Below are 18,088 nucleotides of genomic sequence, written 5' to 3'. Positions count from 1 at the left end.
ATTAGTAGCAAATGAAAGATTCGGAAATTAATTTTGAGCACTATTTGAGAATGATCATAAATGACGAAGAACTGGAGTCTCAAATACCTGCCATCTTAACGTCTTTCTCATTCTTAAAGCTTCTCAAAAATGAGTTTTTTGTAAAAGAAGGGGAAGTTTGCCCTTATTTTTGTTATATAGAAAGCGGTATTTTACAACACTCCATTACTATTTCAGGAGAGGAAAAAACAACGTATCTCGCTTTAAAAAATTCATCGACTTCAGCTTTAAAAAGTTTTAGGAACCAAGTTGTTTCAAGAAAAAACATTAAAGCTATAGCTAACTGTGGTTTATGGGTGATAAATCTCGAAAGCTTTGAATACTTACTTAAGAACAATGAAGCCTTCAATAGATTCTATTATAATTTAATTGAAAATCAAATTTATTTGATTGATGATTACCGGATAGACTTACTTATTCTATCACCGGAAGATCGATATCAAAAGCTACTTATCAACGAGCCCAAATTATTACAACAGGTCCCTTTACGTTATTTGGCTTCTTTTTTAGGAATTTCAACAAGGCATATGAGTAGAATTCGCAAAAATATAATTTAAAGCCATATGGCTGCTTAAATTAAATATATCTTTAATTACTTTTACACAAAACCAATTAATTAGATAATAATACCATGAAATATCATCAAATTGATCGCAATCTTTATATCAAAAATCGAAAAGACTTCATGGCGCAAATGAAGCCAAAAAGTCTAGCAGTATTTAACAGTAATGATATATACCCAATTAGTGCGGATAGCCTTATGCCGTTTCAACAACATAGAGACATTTTGTTTTTATGCGGGGTAGATCAGGAGGAAAGTATTCTGGTATTGTTCCCTGAAGCGGTCGAAGAAAAAAATCGTGAGATTCTTTTTTTGAAAGAGACCAATGATCATATTGCTGTTTGGGAAGGTGAAAAGTTAACTAAAGAAAGAGCTTTTGAGGTAAGTGGAATTAAAACCGTGTATTGGTTGGATGAATTTGATAAGGTCTTTTTTGAATTGATGACACAAACCGAAACTATTTATTTCAATACTAATGAGCATTACCGTCAAGCTGTTGAAACTGAAACCCGTGAAGATCGTTTTATAAAAAGAGCCAAAGAAAAATTTTCCGCTCATAGCTGGGCAAAAAGTAATCCTATTTTGCAACGCCTTCGCTCAGTAAAGAGTTCTATTGAAATTGATTTATTGCAAACTGCTTGTGATATTACTGAAAAAGGATTTCGCCGTGTCTTAAACTACATAAAGCCCGGTGTTTGGGAATATGAGATTGAAGCTGAATATATGCACGAGTTTATAAGAAATCGTTCGCGCGGATTTGCCTATACTCCTATTGTTGCAAGTGGAAATAATGCCAATGTTTTACATTATATTGAAAACAACCAACAATGCAATAATGGAGATTTAATCCTGATGGATGTGGGTGCAGAATATGCTAATTACAGCAGTGATATGACCCGTACTATTCCTGTTAACGGAAGGTTTACAAAACGTCAACGCGAGGTCTATGATGCTGTAAACCGTGTGAAAAATGAAGCTACAAAGATGTTAGTCCCCGGTGCTTTTTGGAAAGAGCATCATGTGGAAGTTGGCAAAATAATGACTTCAGAATTATTAGGCTTAGGGCTTATCGACAAAGCTGATGTACAGAATGAGGACCCTGAATGGCCTGCCTATAAAAAATACTTTATGCATGGAACGTCTCATCATCTAGGGCTAGATACACATGATTACGGAATTTTATGGGAGCCTATGAAAGCCAATATGGTTTTTACGGTAGAACCTGGAATTTATATTCCTGAAGAAGGTTTTGGTGTGCGTTTGGAAGATGATGTGGTAATTCAGGAAAAGGGAGCTCCCTTCAACTTAATGCGTAACATTCCTATTGAGGCAGATGAGATCGAGGATTTAATGAATCGCTAACTACCCTTTCCTTTTAAATACATTTGAAATTACAAAAGCTGCAATAGCCGGCAGCACCCAGCCTAAGCTATTAGCTGCTAAAGGAATCCAACTTTTAATAGCTGTTACTGTTTCTTCGGCCATCACAAATTGTAGGAAGTCAGGAATACTAAAGAGCAAAGTCACCAGAGTTACTGTTCTAAAAACCATTTTTGAAGCAAAGCGATCCGGGACTATGTTCAGCAGAATTAGAACTATGGTAATAGGATAGATAAACATAAGTGCCGGGACTGCAATATCTATAATGTAATGTACATCAAATTGCCCTACAGCTACTCCTAAAATACATCCCAGCACTGCTGTAATTTTATAGGCGAGTTGAGAGTTCCCGGAAATACCTTTTACAAAATCTGCAGTTCCTGTCACAATCCCAACAGCAGTAGTAAAACAAGCCAAGGCAACCAATACCCCTAAAAATGTAGTACCAATATCTCCCAAAGCCTGTGTACTTAAAGAGATCAGTAATTCGGTCCGGTTTTTACTTTCAAGTGTCCCGCTATTTAATGCGCCCAAAAATATAAGTCCACCATAGATAAAGAATAGTCCCAATCCCGCTATTAGCCCGGATCTTGCAATCATTCTTTTCTTTTCTATATAATTATACTTTCCATGCATGGCATAAGAAATTACAATAACTCCACCTACTACTACTCCCCCTATCGCATCAAAAGTTTGATAGCCTTCTAATATTCCTCCGGTAAAAGAATTCTCAAAAAGAGAAGTTCGCAATGGTTCCACATCTCCAAAAGTTCCAATACAAATAATTGCTAACAGAATGATAATAATTAGAGGTGTTAAAAACTTGCCCATAATATTTATCATTTTGGATCGATTGAGTACAAAGACCAAAACCAATGCAAAATAAATAGTACTCATCCATAATGATGAAATTTCAAAATAGGGTTGTATGGACATTTCATAAGTAACCGATGCAGTTCGCGGTGAAGGCAAAGATATCGAGATGACATACACTAATATTGCATATACCATGGCAAAGCCCGGAGATACTTTATTGGCAAAATCTAACATGGTACCTTGTAAACGGGCATGCCCATAAATAGCCAAGATGGGAATCACAACAGCAGAAATTGCAAATCCAATGGTTACCCAAATCCAACTTTCACCAGCATTGTAACCCAAATAAGGTGGTAAAATAAGATTCCCTGCACCAAAAAAAAGTGAAAATAACGCAAAAGCAGTAACAAAGGTTTGCTTGGTCTGGTTCATTAACAGATATTTGTTTGCCGAATATAGAAAATGAACCTGATTTATACTAACACTATGCTTTTTTATGAGGTTTTTGGGCAAGGTCCTGCTGTTGTTTTACTCCATGGGTTTTTAGAAAGTTCTACCATGTGGAAAGAGATCATACCCAAAGTAAGCAAGGACCATAAAGTAATTACTATTGACCTGCCTGGGCATGGAAAAAGTGAATGTATCTCTGAAATCCACACCATGGAACTCATGGCAGAAGCTGTTCATAATGTATTGCAATATCTCAATATAACTGAAGCTGCTTTTGTGGGACATTCTATGGGCGGTTATGTGGCTTTGGCATATACCGAATTGTTTGAAACGGAAGTTTCAACTTTAGTTTTGTTAAACTCTACACCGGCAGAAGATTCTGTAGAACGAAAAGAGAACAGGGAACGTGCATTAACTGTTATTCAAAAAAACCCTAGAGCATTTATAGGTATGGCAATCACCAATTTATTTGCAGAAGGTTCTCAGGAAAAGTATGCTTCAGAAATTGACACCCTAAAAAAAGAAGCTTTTCAATTTCCTTTGAGAGGTATTATAGCAACTATTAAGGGAATGAAGATCCGTAAGGACCGTACTTCAATTTTAAAACAGTTTGGTAAAAACAAAATTATGATCTGTGCTACCGAAGATCCTATTGTCCCTTTTTCAGTTTCAGAAATATGGGCAAAATTTTGTGGAACAGAATTAAAAAAGGTTTCGGGAGGGCACATGAGTCATATTGAAAATAAGAATGAAATTGTTAAAATTATGCATTTCATCGAATAATTTTACTTTTTATCGGTTTTTGAATAAATATTTCTATATATTTAACAAAACTAAAACTAACAACTATGAATAGCTCCTCCCCAAAAACATCGTTTTCGCTATTTGGTGTACTTTGCGCTACATTTGGCCACGATTACATCGTAACTAGAAAAGTCACTAATCACATAAATGAATATAAATGTACTCACTGTGGACGAGAAGTCACAGACGGAGAAGGTGGAAAACTAGAAACACTGACGCAAAATATTAAAGACGTTAATACAAATGTTGCTGCATTTTTTCAGAAAAAAATGCGCAGAATATCAACAAATCAGGTATGAAGAAAATTGTATGCAAGTTAAAAGGGCATACCTATGCCTCCATCAAAAAGGACAACATATTTATTAAGGAATTTGAATGTATCCATTGCAAACAAAGATATACTACAGATGGATATGGGCAAATGGTAAAACTTACCAAATACTGGAAAGAAAATCATCAATTTTTTGAGAAATACCTTTCCAAAAGAACAGCTTCATAGATTTAATCATCTTTTTGCATAGCATTCCATCCTCGTGCAATCAAAGGAATTTTTGTGTCTGCACGGGTAATTAAATGAGTTCCTTCTTTTTCATTTGTAATATGCCCAATTACTGTTAAGTGAGGATTCGCTTTAATTTTTGGAAAATCCTCAGTACTTATAGTGAAGAGCAATTCGTAATCTTCACCTCCACTTAATGCTACTGTAGTACTGTCCAACTTAAATTCTTCGCATGTGCTAATGACCTGAGGATCCAATGGAATTTTATCTTCATATAAATTACATCCTACATTCGATTGCTTACATATATGTATAATTTCTGAAGAAAGCCCATCACTTATATCGATCATTGCAGTAGGTTTTACATCTAATTCTGAAAGCAACTTAGGGATATCCTTTCTGGCTTCAGGTTTTAACTGGCGTTCTATTAAATAAGTATATGCATCCAGATCGGGTTGAGAATTTGGATTGACTTTAAAAACCTCTTTTTCTCGTTCTAAAACTTGTAAACCCAAGTAAGCTGCTCCCAGATCTCCGGTTACCACCAACAGGTCATTCTCTTTTGCACCATTACGATACACAATAGTTTCTTTTTTTGCATTCCCAATCGCAGTTATACTAAGTATCAAACCAGTTGTGGAAGACGTAGTGTCACCCCCCACCAAATCTACATTATACATCTTAACAGCTGTCGCTATACCTGCATATAGCTCTTCTAAAGCTTCCACAGGAAATCTGTTGGACACCGCAATTGAAACGGTGATTTGCGTTGCTGTGGCATTCATGGCATATACGTCGGACAGATTTACCATTACGGCCTTATAACCTAAATGCTTTAGCGGCATATAACTCAAATCAAAATGAACTCCTTCTATCAATAAATCTGTAGTTACTACTATTTGATTATCTCCTTCTGAAGAGATCACAGCTGCATCATCTCCAATACCTTTAATTGTAGTCTTTTGATGAATATCAAAGTTTTTGATAAGATGATCGATCAAACCAAATTCACCAAGCTGTGAAATATTTGTCTTTGAAGGGTTTTTATTTTCAAGCATGTTCTATAATTATCAGGGCACAAAAATAACGCTTCGCATTTAAATAATGCTCTATTTTACAAGCAACTATTTATTTTATCTACTCAAAAAGGTAAATTCTTGTTTAAAAACAGTTCTCCTATCGTATTTTTTATACTTTTGAAACCCTTAGTCAGGCATGGATTGAAAATTTTGTAGTAGTGAATGGGTTTTCATTGTAGTATTAATAATTTTTTCATGAAACATTCGTTATCCAAATACCTAAATAAAAAATGAAAAAGAAAACACCATTGCTTTTAAAAGTAGGGTAAATTGAAAGGTATCTGTTCTTTATAAAGGACGGTATTTTGTTAGAGTCAAATGCCAAAATAAAAAAGGCCTAAGCTGTAGTTTAACAAAAATTGTCAATTTTTAAATAACATAGTAACATTGCTGTTAATCTTGCACATTGATAATAGTAGTATTTCTTAAAACTTAAAACCATTAAAATGAAAAAATTCTTACTCCCAATTCTCTTGATGAGCTTTACTCTTGTAAATGCCCAAACACCTTGTACAGGTGGTTCTGCCGGTGGTTATCCATGTGATGGGTATTTTTTACAATCTGAAATTTCATTAGCGGCAATGAGTGCCGGATCTGGAAACGACTCCTGGGGTTGGACCGATCCTTCTAACGGAAAAGAATACGCTCTTGTTGGTCTTGATAACGGAACTGCATTTATAGATATCTCAAATCCTACAAGTCCAATCTATCTTGGTAAACTTCCTACTCATACCAGCAGTAGCATCTGGAGAGATATTAAAGTATATAGCGACCACGCATTTGTAGTAAGTGAAGCAAATGGTCACGGAATGCAGGTCTTCGACTTAACAAGACTACGAAACGTAACCAATCCACCTGTGACTTTTTCAGAAGATGCACATTACAATGGTTTTGGAAGCGCCCATAATCTTGTTATTAATGAAGATAGCGGTTATGCATTTGGTGTTGGGACATCAACATTCAATGGCGGACCACACTTTATAAACATTCAAGACCCTACCAATCCTGTTGCTGCCGGCGGTTATGCCATGGATGATTACAGCCATGATGCACAAGTGGTTACCTATTGTGGGCCAGATAAAGATTATTCTGGACGTGAAATTTTGATTGGAAGCAATGAGAATGAAGTGTCTATTGTTGATATTACAGACAAAGCAAATCCCGTGGGCATCTCTACAATTTCATATACAAATGTTGGCTATACTCACCAGGGATGGTTCACCGAAGATCAACGGTATTTCATTTTAGGTGATGAGACCGACGAAATAAACATTGGATTTAACACAAAAACGATCATTTTTGATTTTAACGATCTGGATAATCCTCAATTCTTCTTCAACTTTACAGGGCCTACATCTGCATCAGACCACAATGGGTATGTGAAAGGAACTAAATATTATATGGCTAGTTATCGTGCAGGACTCCGAGTTATGGATGTAAGTGATATAGCTAATGGAAATATGACCGAAATAGGGTTTTTTGATTCTCACCCTTCAAGTAATAGTGTGAATACAAATAATGGAGCATGGAGTGTTTTTCCATATTTTGATAGTGGTAACATCATCATAAGTGACCAAGATGCTGGATTTTTACTTGTAAAGGCTATCACCGATGATACTACTGCTCCTAACGCTGTTTGTCAGGATGCAACTGTTTTTCTTGATGCAAATGGCAGTGCTTCTGTAACTGCTGCAGAAATAAATAACGGCTCAAGTGATAACAGTGGTACTGTATATCTTATTCTTTGTGATGATACTTTCGATTGTTCAGACCTTGGAGCAAATACGGTAGAATTGGAAGTATATGATGATTTTGGTAACAAAGACTACTGTACTGCAACAGTCACCGTAGTAGACGATATAGATCCTGAAATTACTTGCCCAGTAGGTCTTACTGTAGCTTACGATTCTGGAAATCCTTTTTATACTCTCGAAAATTTTGATACAACGGGAGATGTTACAGCAACTGATAACTGTGCAGCCGGCCTTGTGATAACTCAAGATCCAGTTCCGGGAACTCAATTAAATGTAGGAGTTCATACAATAACTTTTGAAGTTACAGACGGATCTGGGAACACAGACACGTGTTCTTTTGATCTAACAGTGGAAGAAGAGCTTGGCACAACAGATTTTGAGCTTGAAAAAGGATTGGTTATTTTTCCTAATCCTGCTTCAGAAGTAATTACAATTGCTTCAAAAAATGTAAGCCTTTCTACCATAGAAGTAGTTGACATATCCGGGAAACGTATTTATGCAAATACAAATATTGATTCAGAAACAGCAACAATAAATATCTCAGCATTCTCAAAAGGATTGTATTTTGTAACTATAAATAATACTATCACAAAGAAAATTATTAAAAAATAATGGTCTCTGGATAAAGTAAAAACAACTTTTAAGCAGTAAAGCACTAACATTTAACTCTTTAGTTATTGTTAGTGCTTTTTTTATTGCTAGCTTTATGGTTCTCTAAAAAAAATAAATGAAAAAGTCTTTATTCTTTTTAATAGCACTAGCATCTTTAGGGTTGGTTGCTCAAACTCCGTGTAACAATGGAATGGCCGGTTCTTTTCCTTGTAGCGGTTACGATCTGCAATCCCATATTCCACTCGCTACTATGAATTCCACGAGGGCAAATGACTCCTGGGGCTGGACAGATCCGCAAGATGGAAAAGAATATGCTATTATCTGTCTAATTGAAGCCACTGCTTTTATTGATATCTCAGACCCTCTTAACCCTGTTTACCTGGGGAGCCTCCCTACCGAAAACAATAGCAGCACATGGAGAGATGCAAAAACCTATAACAATTTTGCGTTTATCGTTAGTGAAGATCCCGGACATGGTATGCAGATTTTTGATTTAACCAGATTACGAAACGTAACCAACCCTCCTGTAATATTTACAGAAGATGCTCATTATAGTGGTTTCGGTAAAGCCCATAATGTTGTAATCAATGAAGCTACCGGTTACGCCTATGGTCTTGGCACCAGAGTTAACAGTGGCGGACCTCACTTTATAAACATCCAAGACCCATTAAATCCCGTAAATGAAGGCGGTTATTCTGCAGAAGGATATTGCCACGATGCACAAGTAGTTATTTACAATGGCCCGGATACAGATTATACCGGACGTGAGATTCTTTTTGGCAGTAATGAAGACAAAGTGGTTATAATAGATGTTACCGATAAAACAAACCCTCAAACTATAGCTACTATTACATATTCAAATCTGGAATACACACATCAGGGATGGTTAACTGAAAATCAGCGATACTTTTTATTGGGAGATGAACGAGATGAAATAAATCTTGGGCTTAGCAGCAGGACTATCATTTTTGATTTTAACGATCTGGACAACCCCCAGTTTCACTTTGAATATACAGGTTCGACATCGGCAACCGATCATAATGGTTATGTAAAAGGAGATAAGTTCTATTTATCAAATAATGCTGCAGGATTTAGAGTAATGGATATTTCAGATATTGCCAATCAAAATATGGCAGAAATAGGTTATTTTGATTCTTACATCTCAGATAATAATGCAGGGTACAACGGAGCATGGAATGTGTATCCCTTTTTTGAGAGTGGAAACATTGTAATAAGTGACAGGACTGAAGGTTTCTTATTGGTTAAACCTTCAACACTCGCATCAGATGACTTCGTCTTTGATAATGGCCTTTCTATATATCCAAACCCAACTTCTGATCTTGTTACAGTGAAATCTGAAAACACGATCATTTCAACAATACGTATTGTTGATGTTTTAGGGAATTTAATTTATTCTGAAAAAGAGATCAATTCACAAACAAAATTAATTGATCTATCTGCATTTTCAAATGGATTATATTTTATAAAAATTAACAACAACAGCACAAAGAAAATTTTAAAGAACTAGTATGTTTATTAGCCTAGTAGGTTAATAGAGCATTGATTTTTAACGAATTAAGTTATAATTAATGCTTTTTTATTAGTAGCTTTACGGGTCTTGATTAAAAGATGGTATACACTTATTAAGTAGGGTAAATAACTAGATATCTGTTCTTTATATAGAATTGTATTTTGTTACGACCAACAATCAAATCACTAAAAAAATAAACATATCTGTAATTTAATAAAAAATGAACGACTTGTAAACAGTATAGTACTACTACCAATTCTATCGTTTTAGTAACAGTAGTATATTTTATAAATTTAAAATCAATCAAATGAAAAAATTATTACCCTTTTTACTAGCTGCAACAGCAACTCTAGTTACTTATGCCCAAACTCCTTGTGTTGGAGGATTTGCCGGTGGTTTTCCATGTAGCGGATATGACCTTTTATCCAGAATAACTCCTGCCCAAATGGGTGCCAGTGGAGGAAATGACTCTTGGGGATGGACCGACCCTCAAGATGGAACTGAATATGCAATTATATGCCTTAATAACGGAACAGCATTTATAGATATTTCTGACCCCATTAACCCTGTCTATCTGGGTAAGCTACCTACTCATACCGGTAGTAGTAGCTGGAGAGATGTAAAAGTATATAGCGACCATGCTTTTATTGTAAGTGATGTAAATGGAAATCATGGTATGCAGGTTTTTGATCTAACAAGGTTACGTTCGGTAGGAAGTCCTCCTGAAACATTTACTGAAGATGCCCATTACAATGGCTTTGGAAGTTCACACAATATCGTTATCAATGATAATTTGGGATATGCTTATAGTGTTGGTGATAACACTTTTTCAGGCGGAGTTCATTTTGTTGATATTTCTAACCCTACAAATCCGGTTGCTGCCGGGGGGTATTCAGGAGATGGTTATACCCATGATGCACAAATAGTAATCTATAATGGTCCTGATACCGACTATACAGGGCGTGAGATATTTTTTGGATGTAATGAAAATGAAATCGTAATTGTAGATATAACTGATAAAGGAAACCCACAACATATTTCTTCGATAAACTATTCAAACGTAGATTATACTCACCAAGGGTGGCTTACAGAAGACCAGCGTTATTTTATAGCCGGAGATGAAGGAGATGAATTTACTTTCGGATTCAATACCCGAACTCTTATTTTTGATTTTAATGACCTGGACAACCCTCAATTTTCTTTTGAATATTCAGGACCAACTTCGGCTGTTGATCATAACGGTTATGTTGTTGGAGATAAGTACTATCTCGCGAATTATGCAGCTAGTTTAAGAGTTATTGATATTAGCGATATAGGAAATCAAAATATTTCTGAAGTAGGATATTTTGACACATACACAAGTAACAATAATGCCAGTTACGCCGGAGCTTGGAACGTATATCCGTTTTTTGCAAGTGGGAACATAGTTATAAGCGGGACTGAGGGCTTTACTTTAGTAAGACCTTCTACATTATCAACTGAAGATTTTACTGAAAGTGACTTTGCAATGTCTCCTAATCCTGCTAAAACCTCTGTTACTATTTCATCTAAAACTAACCCAATTTCACAAATTGAAGTATATAGTCTGGTAGGACAGCTTATTTTTAGCTCAAATTATTCTGACAGTGTTTCAGAAAGTATTGATATTTCTAGCCTGACTGCCGGAATGTACTTGGTGAAAATTAATAATAGTACCACAAAAAGATTAATAGTGAATTAACCTTTTTTGAATTTACACACTTGTAAAGAACATAATACTAATGTATAACCTTCTGCGTTATGGTTAGTATTATGTTTCTTTATATTTGTAACCAAAGAAATGAAAAAACTAGTGCCCCTTATACTAGCAGCAACAATACCAGTAATTGCACCTGCACAAATAGTCTGTGTTGGGGGTTTTGCTAATTCTTATCCCTGTAGCGGATATAATTTACAATCTTCGTTTTCTTTAGCAACGTTAGAGGCCAGTTCTGGAAATAATTCCTGGGGATGGACCGATCCCGAAAATGGCAATGAGTATGGCCTTATAGGATTTACTAACGGAACTGCGTTTATTGATATTTCCAGCTTTACCGCAGGAATGTACCTTATAAAAATAAATAACAATACCGTCAAGAGATTGATGGTGAATTAACCCTATACAAGATGCTATTAAAAAAAATACAAATTATTAAAGTTATTGGACTGTTACTTATCGCCGGAGTTTTTACTTCATGTGATAAGGACGATAATAGTCCCGATCCTATAATAAATAATTTTGCTGGTGAGATAGAATATATTAAGACCTTTGGAGGAAGTGATGAAGATGATGCTGTTTCCATAGTAGAAAATGCTGACGGATCTTATACCATTTTTGGCTCTACAAGAAGTACCGATGGCGATATCACAGACAAAGCATCGAACGATTTGGATTTTTGGCTTTTAAAAGTTAGCCAGACTGGTGAGAAGATATGGAGCAAAACATACGGAGGAAGTGATGATGAAAAAGGCGCAAAAATCACTAAAACTAATGATGGTGGTTATCTCTTAAGCGGGTATAGCTCAAGTGGCGATGGCGATGTATCTGGCAATGAGGGTTTCCATGACTATTGGCTGCTTAAAGTTAATAGCGAGGGTGCTATACAATGGGACCGTAATTACGGATTTTCCGGTAGTGATCAGGCATTTGATGCATTTCAAACAAAAGATGGCGGTTATTTTCTTACCGGATTCCTTGATGTGACCGCAAGCGGAGGCCTGGGGAATGACGATGGAAAAAGTCGTACCCTACACGGTGTTGGTGAATACTGGGCCATTAAATTAGATTCCGGAGGAAATAGAGAATGGAGACGTTTTTTTGGAGGAACCAACAACGATAGAAGTTACGATGCGCTGGAAACAGCAGACGGAGGTTTTTTAATGGTAGGTGCTTCAGAAAGTTTAGACTTTGACATTACAGATAGTAAAGGAAGTTACGACTTTTGGGCCGTCCGTCTAAATGGTAATGGCGATAAATTATGGACCAAATCTTTTGGCGGTTCCGAAATTGATATAGGATATGCAGCTACCATAACTAAAGATGGAAGCTACATGTTCGTTGGCGATACTCGTAGTTCAGATGGTGATATTACATCTGCATTAGGAAATGCAGATGCCTGGGTGGTGAAATTTGATGACTCCGGAAATATTATCTGGCAAAAAACCTACGGCGGAAATCAATTTGAATCTGCAAGAAGCGTCAAACCTCTCGCCAATGGAAATTATCTAATATCTGGATCAACACGAAGCGGAAATGGAGATCTTACAGCTAATTATGGTGAAAATGATGCTTGGGTATATATCATTGATGAACAAGGAAATCTTGAATTTCAAGTCAACAGTGGTGGATCAAGCCTAGATTTTGCTAATGATGCTATTGAAACAAACGACAATAAAGTAGTTGTAGTTGGAAATACAGAAAGTAATGATGTAGACATCGTTCAAAACAAAGGAATTAAAGACTTTTTAATAATTAAAATCAAATAATAAATAAACCTAGTAAATTTTAAAAAAAATGAAAAAAATTGCCCTATTAGCCCTAATTGCATTGGTTACATTTAGTTGTAATAATGATGACGACAATAGTACAACTCCCGTAAATGTTGACTTTTTATTTACTCATAACTTTGATGGCAGCTCTATTGAAAATTCAGATTTTGACCAAATTCAATACACAAATGAGAACGGAGAACAACTAAGCGTATCAAAACTAGTATATCTAATCTCAGATATTACATTTACAAATTCATCCGGAGATTCATTTGATGCAGGCGACTACAATCTTATTAACGTTAGAGAAGGAACCAATTTAACCTTTACACCAAATATCCAAATTCCTCCCGGGAACTATACTGTTTCATTTACATTTGGGTTTGATGATGAAGACAATATAGATGGTGCATATGCCGATCTAAACTCTGCAGACGGTGGCTGGAATGTTCCTGCAATGCTTGGTGGCGGATACCACTATATGAGAATGGAAGGTAAATTTATTGACAACACTTCTACCGAAACCGGATATGCCTATCATACTATTAGAGCAGCAGATATAAGTACAACACCTGTAACAAATCAAGACACTTCTTTTGTTGTGACCCTTGGAACCGTTACTGTTTCCAATGATACTCAGGTTGAAGTAAAAATGGATCTGGCAGAATGGTATAAAAACCCTAATCTTTGGGATCTAAATGCTTTACATACCGTATTAATGCCTAATTTTAATGCACAGATCATGATGTCTGAAAATGGCCCCTCTGCCTTTAGTTTAGGTGCTGTTACTCAGAATTAAAATAGAAAAAATGCGTTGCCCTTTATTAATATTATTATTATCACTTCTTATCATCTCCTGTAATACGGGAGATGATAATGACAGTGATGCTTATGAAGCTACGCCAAGTCCATTGGTTGTCCCACAGTTATTTAAGGATAAACTATTAGACCCGATAATCCCTGCGGATAACCCACAAACTGTTGAAGGGATCGCCCTTGGGAGAAAGCTCTTTTTTGATCCAATTCTTTCAGCAGACGGCACACAATCCTGTTCCAGTTGTCATGACCCTCAGAATGCATTTACAGATTCAAAACAATTTAGTGTGGGAATTGATGGAAGTGTAGGAACCAGAAATTCTATGCCTATCTTTAATGTAGCCTGGAATTTTAATGAAAATTTCTTTTGGGACGGAAGAGCTATTGGTGTTGAAAATCAGGCTTTTGCCCCTGTAACCAACCCAATAGAAATGAAAAATACCTGGCCTAATGCAGTGTCAAGTTTACAGGCCAGTAGTGAGTATCCCGACTTATTTCTGAAAGCATTTGGAACATCTACTATAGATTCTACTCTGGTTGTAAAAGCCATTGCTCAATTTGAAAGAACATTGATCTCAGCGAATTCAAAATTTGACCGTTATTCCAGAGGGGAAGCAGAGTTGACTCCCTCCGAATTGAACGGCCTTAATGTTTTTATGGACGAAAACAGAGGTGATTGTTTTCATTGCCACGGAAACCCCAATAGCCCTTTATGGGCAGACAATATATTTCATAATAACGGGTTAGACGAAACTTTTACAGACCGTGGACGTGGCCTAATAACCGGTGATCCCAGAGAATTTGGTCAATTTAAATCTCCTTCTTTACGCAACCTGGCATACACCGCTCCATATATGCATGATGGTAGATTTGCTACATTAGAAGAAGTTATTAATCATTATAGTGAAGGACTGGTATATTCTGAAACAATAGACCCCTTAATGAAAAAAGTATCTGAGGGAGGTGTTCAATTGAGCGAAGAAGACAAAGCCGATCTAAAAGCTTTTTTGCTAACATTATCAGACCCCTCATTCATCTCGAATCCTGACTTTCAGGATCCAAACTAATTTAGGAAATATCCTGGATTTCTAACCACTGCCTAATTGCTTTTACTTACTGGAAAAGCAATATGTTAATTATTACCTAAAACTATAATACTATAAGTTTAAATTCTTTTGCTTGCATGGTTAAAAGACGTTTTTAACTTATATTTGCACTCTAATTTAGAACAAATCTATATAAAATGATCAAAGTAAGTGACTATGCAAAATCAAAAATTACACAGCTCATGACCGATGAAGGTTATGATGTTGTAAGTGATTTTGTTCGTGTTGGAGTAAAAAGCGGAGGTTGCTCCGGTTTGTCCTACGAACTTACTTTTGATAAGGATCAGGGTGACAATGATAAACTCTTTGAAGACGCCCCGGTAAAGATTGTAATAGATAAAAAAAGTTTTTTATACTTAGTAGGAACAACATTAGAGTATAGCGGTGGCCTTAACGGAAAAGGGTTTGTTTTTAACAATCCTAATGCGAACAGGACATGTGGATGTGGAGAAAGTTTCTCTCTTTAATGATAGCTGAAAAAGAAAATGGGTAAGTTTACTGAAGACGATTTAAAAAAAGAGCTCGAAACCAAAGAGTATGAGTATGGGTTTTATACAGATATAGAGTCTGAAACCTTCCCTGTTGGTTTAGACGAAGACATTGTTCGCGCTATTTCAAAAAAGAAAGAAGAGCCGGAATGGATGACGGCGTGGCGCTTAGAGTCATTTCGCCATTGGAAAGAAATGATAGAACCGGAATGGGCAAACGTTCAGTACGAAAAACCCGATTTTCAAAATATATCCTACTACTCTGCTCCTTCTAAAAAAGCAAAATATGACAGCATAGATGAAGTCGACCCGGAATTATTAGAAACCTTCAATAAACTGGGAATTTCGTTAGAAGAGCAAAAAAAATTAGCTGGTGTCGCAGTAGATATTGTAATAGATTCTATCTCTGTTGCAACAACTTTTAAAGATACCCTTGCAGAAAAAGGAATTATCTTTTGTTCTATTTCTGAAGCCATTAAAGAACACCCTGAGCTTGTTAAGAAATACATAGGTAGCGTTGTCCCTCAAAAGGACAACTTTTATGCAGCGTTAAACAGTGCTGTATTTAGTGATGGTTCTTTCTGTTATATTCCTAAAGGAGTACGCTGCCCTATGGAACTATCAACTTACTTTAGGATTAATCAAGCAGGAACGGGTCAGTTTGAACGCACTTTGGTAATAGCAGATGAAGGAAGTTATGTAAGTTATTTGGAAGGTTGTACGGCTCCCAGTCGTGATGAGAACCAATTACATGCAGCTGTTGTAGAATTGATCGCAATGGACAATGCCGAAATTAAATATTCAACAGTACAAAATTGGTATCCGGGTGGAAAAGATGGAAAAGGTGGCGTGTTTAATTTCGTAACCAAAAGAGGTCTTTGTGAATCTAATGCAAAAATATCCTGGACACAAGTAGAAACGGGAAGTGCTATCACCTGGAAATATCCCAGTTGTATCCTGAAAGGAGATAATTCTATTGGAGAGTTCTATTCTATAGCCGTAACCAACAATTATCAGCAAGCAGATACTGGAACCAAAATGATCCATTTAGGGAAGAACACAAGAAGTACTATTATATCCAAAGGGATTTCGGCTGGAAAATCTCAAAATAGTTATCGAGGTTTAGTTAAAATTAATCCAAATGCAGACAATGCCCGTAATTTTTCACAATGTGATTCGTTATTGATGGGAAACAATTGCGGAGCACATACCTTCCCTTATATTGAAGTAAAAAATAAGACAGCTCAAATTGAACATGAAGCAACGACCAGTAAGATTGGGGAAGATCAGATATTTTATTGTAATCAGCGCGGTATTGACACAGAGAAAGCCATTGCTTTAATTGTGAATGGTTTTAGTAAAGAAGTATTGAACAAGCTGCCTATGGAATTTGCCGTAGAAGCACAAAAACTATTAGAAATAAGCCTTGAGGGCTCAGTCGGTTAATTAAAAAAACAATTATCATTATGAAAAAGATCCTTTCATTATTCGTTCTAATGCTAATCGCATTTTCTTGTAAAAATTCAGAAGAAAAAAAAGTTGAAGAAACTACTTCAGAAGTTACAGAGGTAAGCTCACAAAGTGAAAAAGGAGGTAGAATCTATCAGGGAGAGTTTATTTATATGGATGATATAGCAGTGTTTAAAGGAGATGTTTTTATCTATGGAGTTGCTATGAATGAAGTCTCTACCAAACTTGCCGAGCAAGTTAAAACTGTAAAAAAAGATGAGTTTGATATGGTTCCCGTAATTGTAAGAGGAATCGTCTCTCCTAAACCTGAAGATCAGGAAGGATGGGAAGAAATTATCACTTTAACAGCTATCCTTGAGGTAGGTGATGAACCTGCAAAGGCAGATATTAAATTTGAAGAAAAGAAAAGTTAAGGAATGTTACACATTAAAGATTTACACGCTGGTGTAGAGGAAAAAGATATCTTAAAAGGTGTCAACCTGAACGTAAAAGCGGGAGAAGTACATGCTATTATGGGACCTAACGGTTCCGGAAAAAGTACTCTGGCTTCTGTAATTGCAGGAAAAGAAGAATTTGAAGTTCATAAAGGCGACCTTACATTAAATGGGGAAGATATTGCTGAGCTTGATCCCGAAGAAAGAGCGCACAAGGGTGTGTTTTTATCTTTTCAATATCCGGTAGAGATTCCCGGAGTAACAGTTACCAACTTTATAAAAACAGCTATCAATGAAACCCGTAAAGCTAAAGGGTTAGAAGACATGCCTGCAAGCGAGATGCTCAAGCTTATCAAAGAAAAAGCAGATATGCTTGAAATCGATCGTAAATTTTTATCCCGTTCTTTAAATGAAGGGTTTTCCGGAGGAGAGAAAAAAAGAAATGAGATATTTCAATTAGCAGTGATGGAACCTAAGCTTGCCATTTTAGATGAAACCGATTCGGGATTGGATATTGACGCCCTTAAAATTGTTGCTAACGGAGTTAATAAATTAAGAAACAAAGATAATGCGGTAGTGGTTATTACACATTACCAGCGTTTATTGGATTATATTGTTCCGGACTTTGTACACGTGTTAATGGATGGTAAAATTGTTAAGTCTGGAGGCAAAGAGTTAGCCTTTGAACTTGAAGAAAAGGGATACGATTGGATCAAAGAAGAAGTAAATGCCTAACAGCAA

At 36.1% G+C, this 18,088-nt stretch carries 18 protein-coding genes; 16 read left to right on the top strand and 2 right to left on the bottom strand.

The window, feature by feature from the left end:
• Positions 1–11 precede the first annotated feature (11 nt).
• Both ACY2RT_RS07340 and ACY2RT_RS07335 read left to right on the top strand, forming a co-directional pair.
• Entirely contained in the window at positions 12–596 is a 585-nt protein-coding gene (locus ACY2RT_RS07340; protein ID WP_490155251.1) for a Crp/Fnr family transcriptional regulator, read from the top strand.
• Positions 597–670: 74 nt separating this feature from the next.
• Positions 671–1,963, top strand: coding sequence for an aminopeptidase P family protein (locus ACY2RT_RS07335; protein ID WP_490155250.1), 1,293 nt, complete (start codon positions 671–673; stop codon positions 1,961–1,963).
• Here ACY2RT_RS07335 and brnQ read toward each other — a convergent pair whose 3' ends face one another.
• A complete protein-coding gene (gene brnQ, locus ACY2RT_RS07330; RefSeq protein WP_490155249.1) occupies positions 1,964–3,229 on the bottom strand; it encodes a branched-chain amino acid transport system II carrier protein in 1,266 nt (421 codons plus the stop codon). It abuts the gene before it with no gap.
• A gap of 30 nt (positions 3,230–3,259) precedes the next feature.
• Here brnQ and ACY2RT_RS07325 point away from each other — a divergent pair, with 30 nt between their 5' ends.
• From ACY2RT_RS07325 to ACY2RT_RS07315, 3 genes are all read left to right on the top strand, one after another.
• A complete protein-coding gene (locus ACY2RT_RS07325) occupies positions 3,260–4,030 on the top strand; it encodes an alpha/beta fold hydrolase (RefSeq protein WP_490155248.1) in 771 nt (256 codons plus the stop codon).
• A gap of 65 nt (positions 4,031–4,095) precedes the next feature.
• Positions 4,096–4,350 carry a DUF1660 family phage protein gene (locus ACY2RT_RS07320; protein ID WP_490155247.1) on the top strand — a complete coding sequence of 85 codons (255 nt, stop codon included), beginning with the start codon at positions 4,096–4,098 and terminating at the stop codon, positions 4,348–4,350.
• Positions 4,347–4,550, top strand: a complete 204-nt coding sequence (locus ACY2RT_RS07315) for a hypothetical protein (RefSeq protein ID WP_490155246.1) — start codon at positions 4,347–4,349, stop codon at positions 4,548–4,550. Before ACY2RT_RS07320 ends, ACY2RT_RS07315 begins: the two co-directional genes overlap by 4 nt.
• Before the next feature lie 2 nt (positions 4,551–4,552).
• Here ACY2RT_RS07315 and thiL read toward each other — a convergent pair whose 3' ends face one another.
• Complete coding sequence (gene thiL / locus ACY2RT_RS07310; RefSeq protein WP_490155245.1) at positions 4,553–5,608, bottom strand: thiamine-phosphate kinase; 1,056 nt, start codon at positions 5,606–5,608, stop codon at positions 4,553–4,555.
• A 467-nt stretch (positions 5,609–6,075) separates the two neighbouring features.
• Here thiL and ACY2RT_RS07305 point away from each other — a divergent pair, with 467 nt between their 5' ends.
• The 11 genes from ACY2RT_RS07305 (at position 6,076) to sufC (ending at position 18,082) form a co-directional block, all read left to right on the top strand.
• Positions 6,076–7,995, top strand: a complete 1,920-nt coding sequence (locus ACY2RT_RS07305; RefSeq protein ID WP_490155244.1) for a choice-of-anchor B family protein — start codon at positions 6,076–6,078, stop codon at positions 7,993–7,995.
• A gap of 115 nt (positions 7,996–8,110) precedes the next feature.
• Positions 8,111–9,523 carry a choice-of-anchor B family protein gene (locus tag ACY2RT_RS07300; protein ID WP_490155243.1) on the top strand — a complete coding sequence of 471 codons (1,413 nt, stop codon included), beginning with the start codon at positions 8,111–8,113 and terminating at the stop codon, positions 9,521–9,523.
• Between the two features lie 310 nt (positions 9,524–9,833).
• Positions 9,834–11,246 carry a choice-of-anchor B family protein gene (locus ACY2RT_RS07295; protein WP_490155242.1) on the top strand — a complete coding sequence of 471 codons (1,413 nt, stop codon included), beginning with the start codon at positions 9,834–9,836 and terminating at the stop codon, positions 11,244–11,246.
• A gap of 99 nt (positions 11,247–11,345) precedes the next feature.
• Complete coding sequence (locus ACY2RT_RS07290) at positions 11,346–11,660, top strand: hypothetical protein (RefSeq protein ID WP_490155241.1); 315 nt, start codon at positions 11,346–11,348, stop codon at positions 11,658–11,660.
• A gap of 11 nt (positions 11,661–11,671) precedes the next feature.
• Positions 11,672–13,030, top strand: coding sequence for a hypothetical protein (locus tag ACY2RT_RS07285; RefSeq protein ID WP_490155240.1), 1,359 nt, complete (start codon positions 11,672–11,674; stop codon positions 13,028–13,030).
• A 28-nt stretch (positions 13,031–13,058) separates the two neighbouring features.
• Positions 13,059–13,832 carry an MbnP family protein gene (locus ACY2RT_RS07280; protein ID WP_490155239.1) on the top strand — a complete coding sequence of 258 codons (774 nt, stop codon included), beginning with the start codon at positions 13,059–13,061 and terminating at the stop codon, positions 13,830–13,832.
• A gap of 10 nt (positions 13,833–13,842) precedes the next feature.
• Positions 13,843–14,916 (top strand): cytochrome-c peroxidase, encoded by a 1,074-nt coding sequence (locus ACY2RT_RS07275; protein WP_490155238.1) that lies wholly within the window; start codon positions 13,843–13,845, stop codon positions 14,914–14,916.
• Positions 14,917–15,092: 176 nt separating this feature from the next.
• Entirely contained in the window at positions 15,093–15,422 is a 330-nt protein-coding gene (locus tag ACY2RT_RS07270; RefSeq protein WP_490155237.1) for a HesB/IscA family protein, read from the top strand.
• A gap of 18 nt (positions 15,423–15,440) precedes the next feature.
• Entirely contained in the window at positions 15,441–16,889 is a 1,449-nt protein-coding gene (gene sufB / locus ACY2RT_RS07265) for a Fe-S cluster assembly protein SufB (RefSeq protein WP_490155236.1), read from the top strand.
• A 20-nt stretch (positions 16,890–16,909) separates the two neighbouring features.
• Complete coding sequence (locus ACY2RT_RS07260; RefSeq protein ID WP_490155235.1) at positions 16,910–17,326, top strand: hypothetical protein; 417 nt, start codon at positions 16,910–16,912, stop codon at positions 17,324–17,326.
• A 3-nt stretch (positions 17,327–17,329) separates the two neighbouring features.
• The gene (gene sufC, locus ACY2RT_RS07255) at positions 17,330–18,082 is read left to right on the top strand and encodes a Fe-S cluster assembly ATPase SufC (protein ID WP_490155234.1); all 753 of its coding nucleotides are present in this window, start codon (positions 17,330–17,332) and stop codon (positions 18,080–18,082) included.
• Positions 18,083–18,088: the final 6 nt, after the last annotated feature.

The organism is Ulvibacter sp. 2210JD10-4 (genome assembly GCF_058148525.1).
The sequence above is the reverse complement of the archived record's forward strand: the minus strand, read 5'-3'. Positions and strand labels throughout refer to the sequence as shown.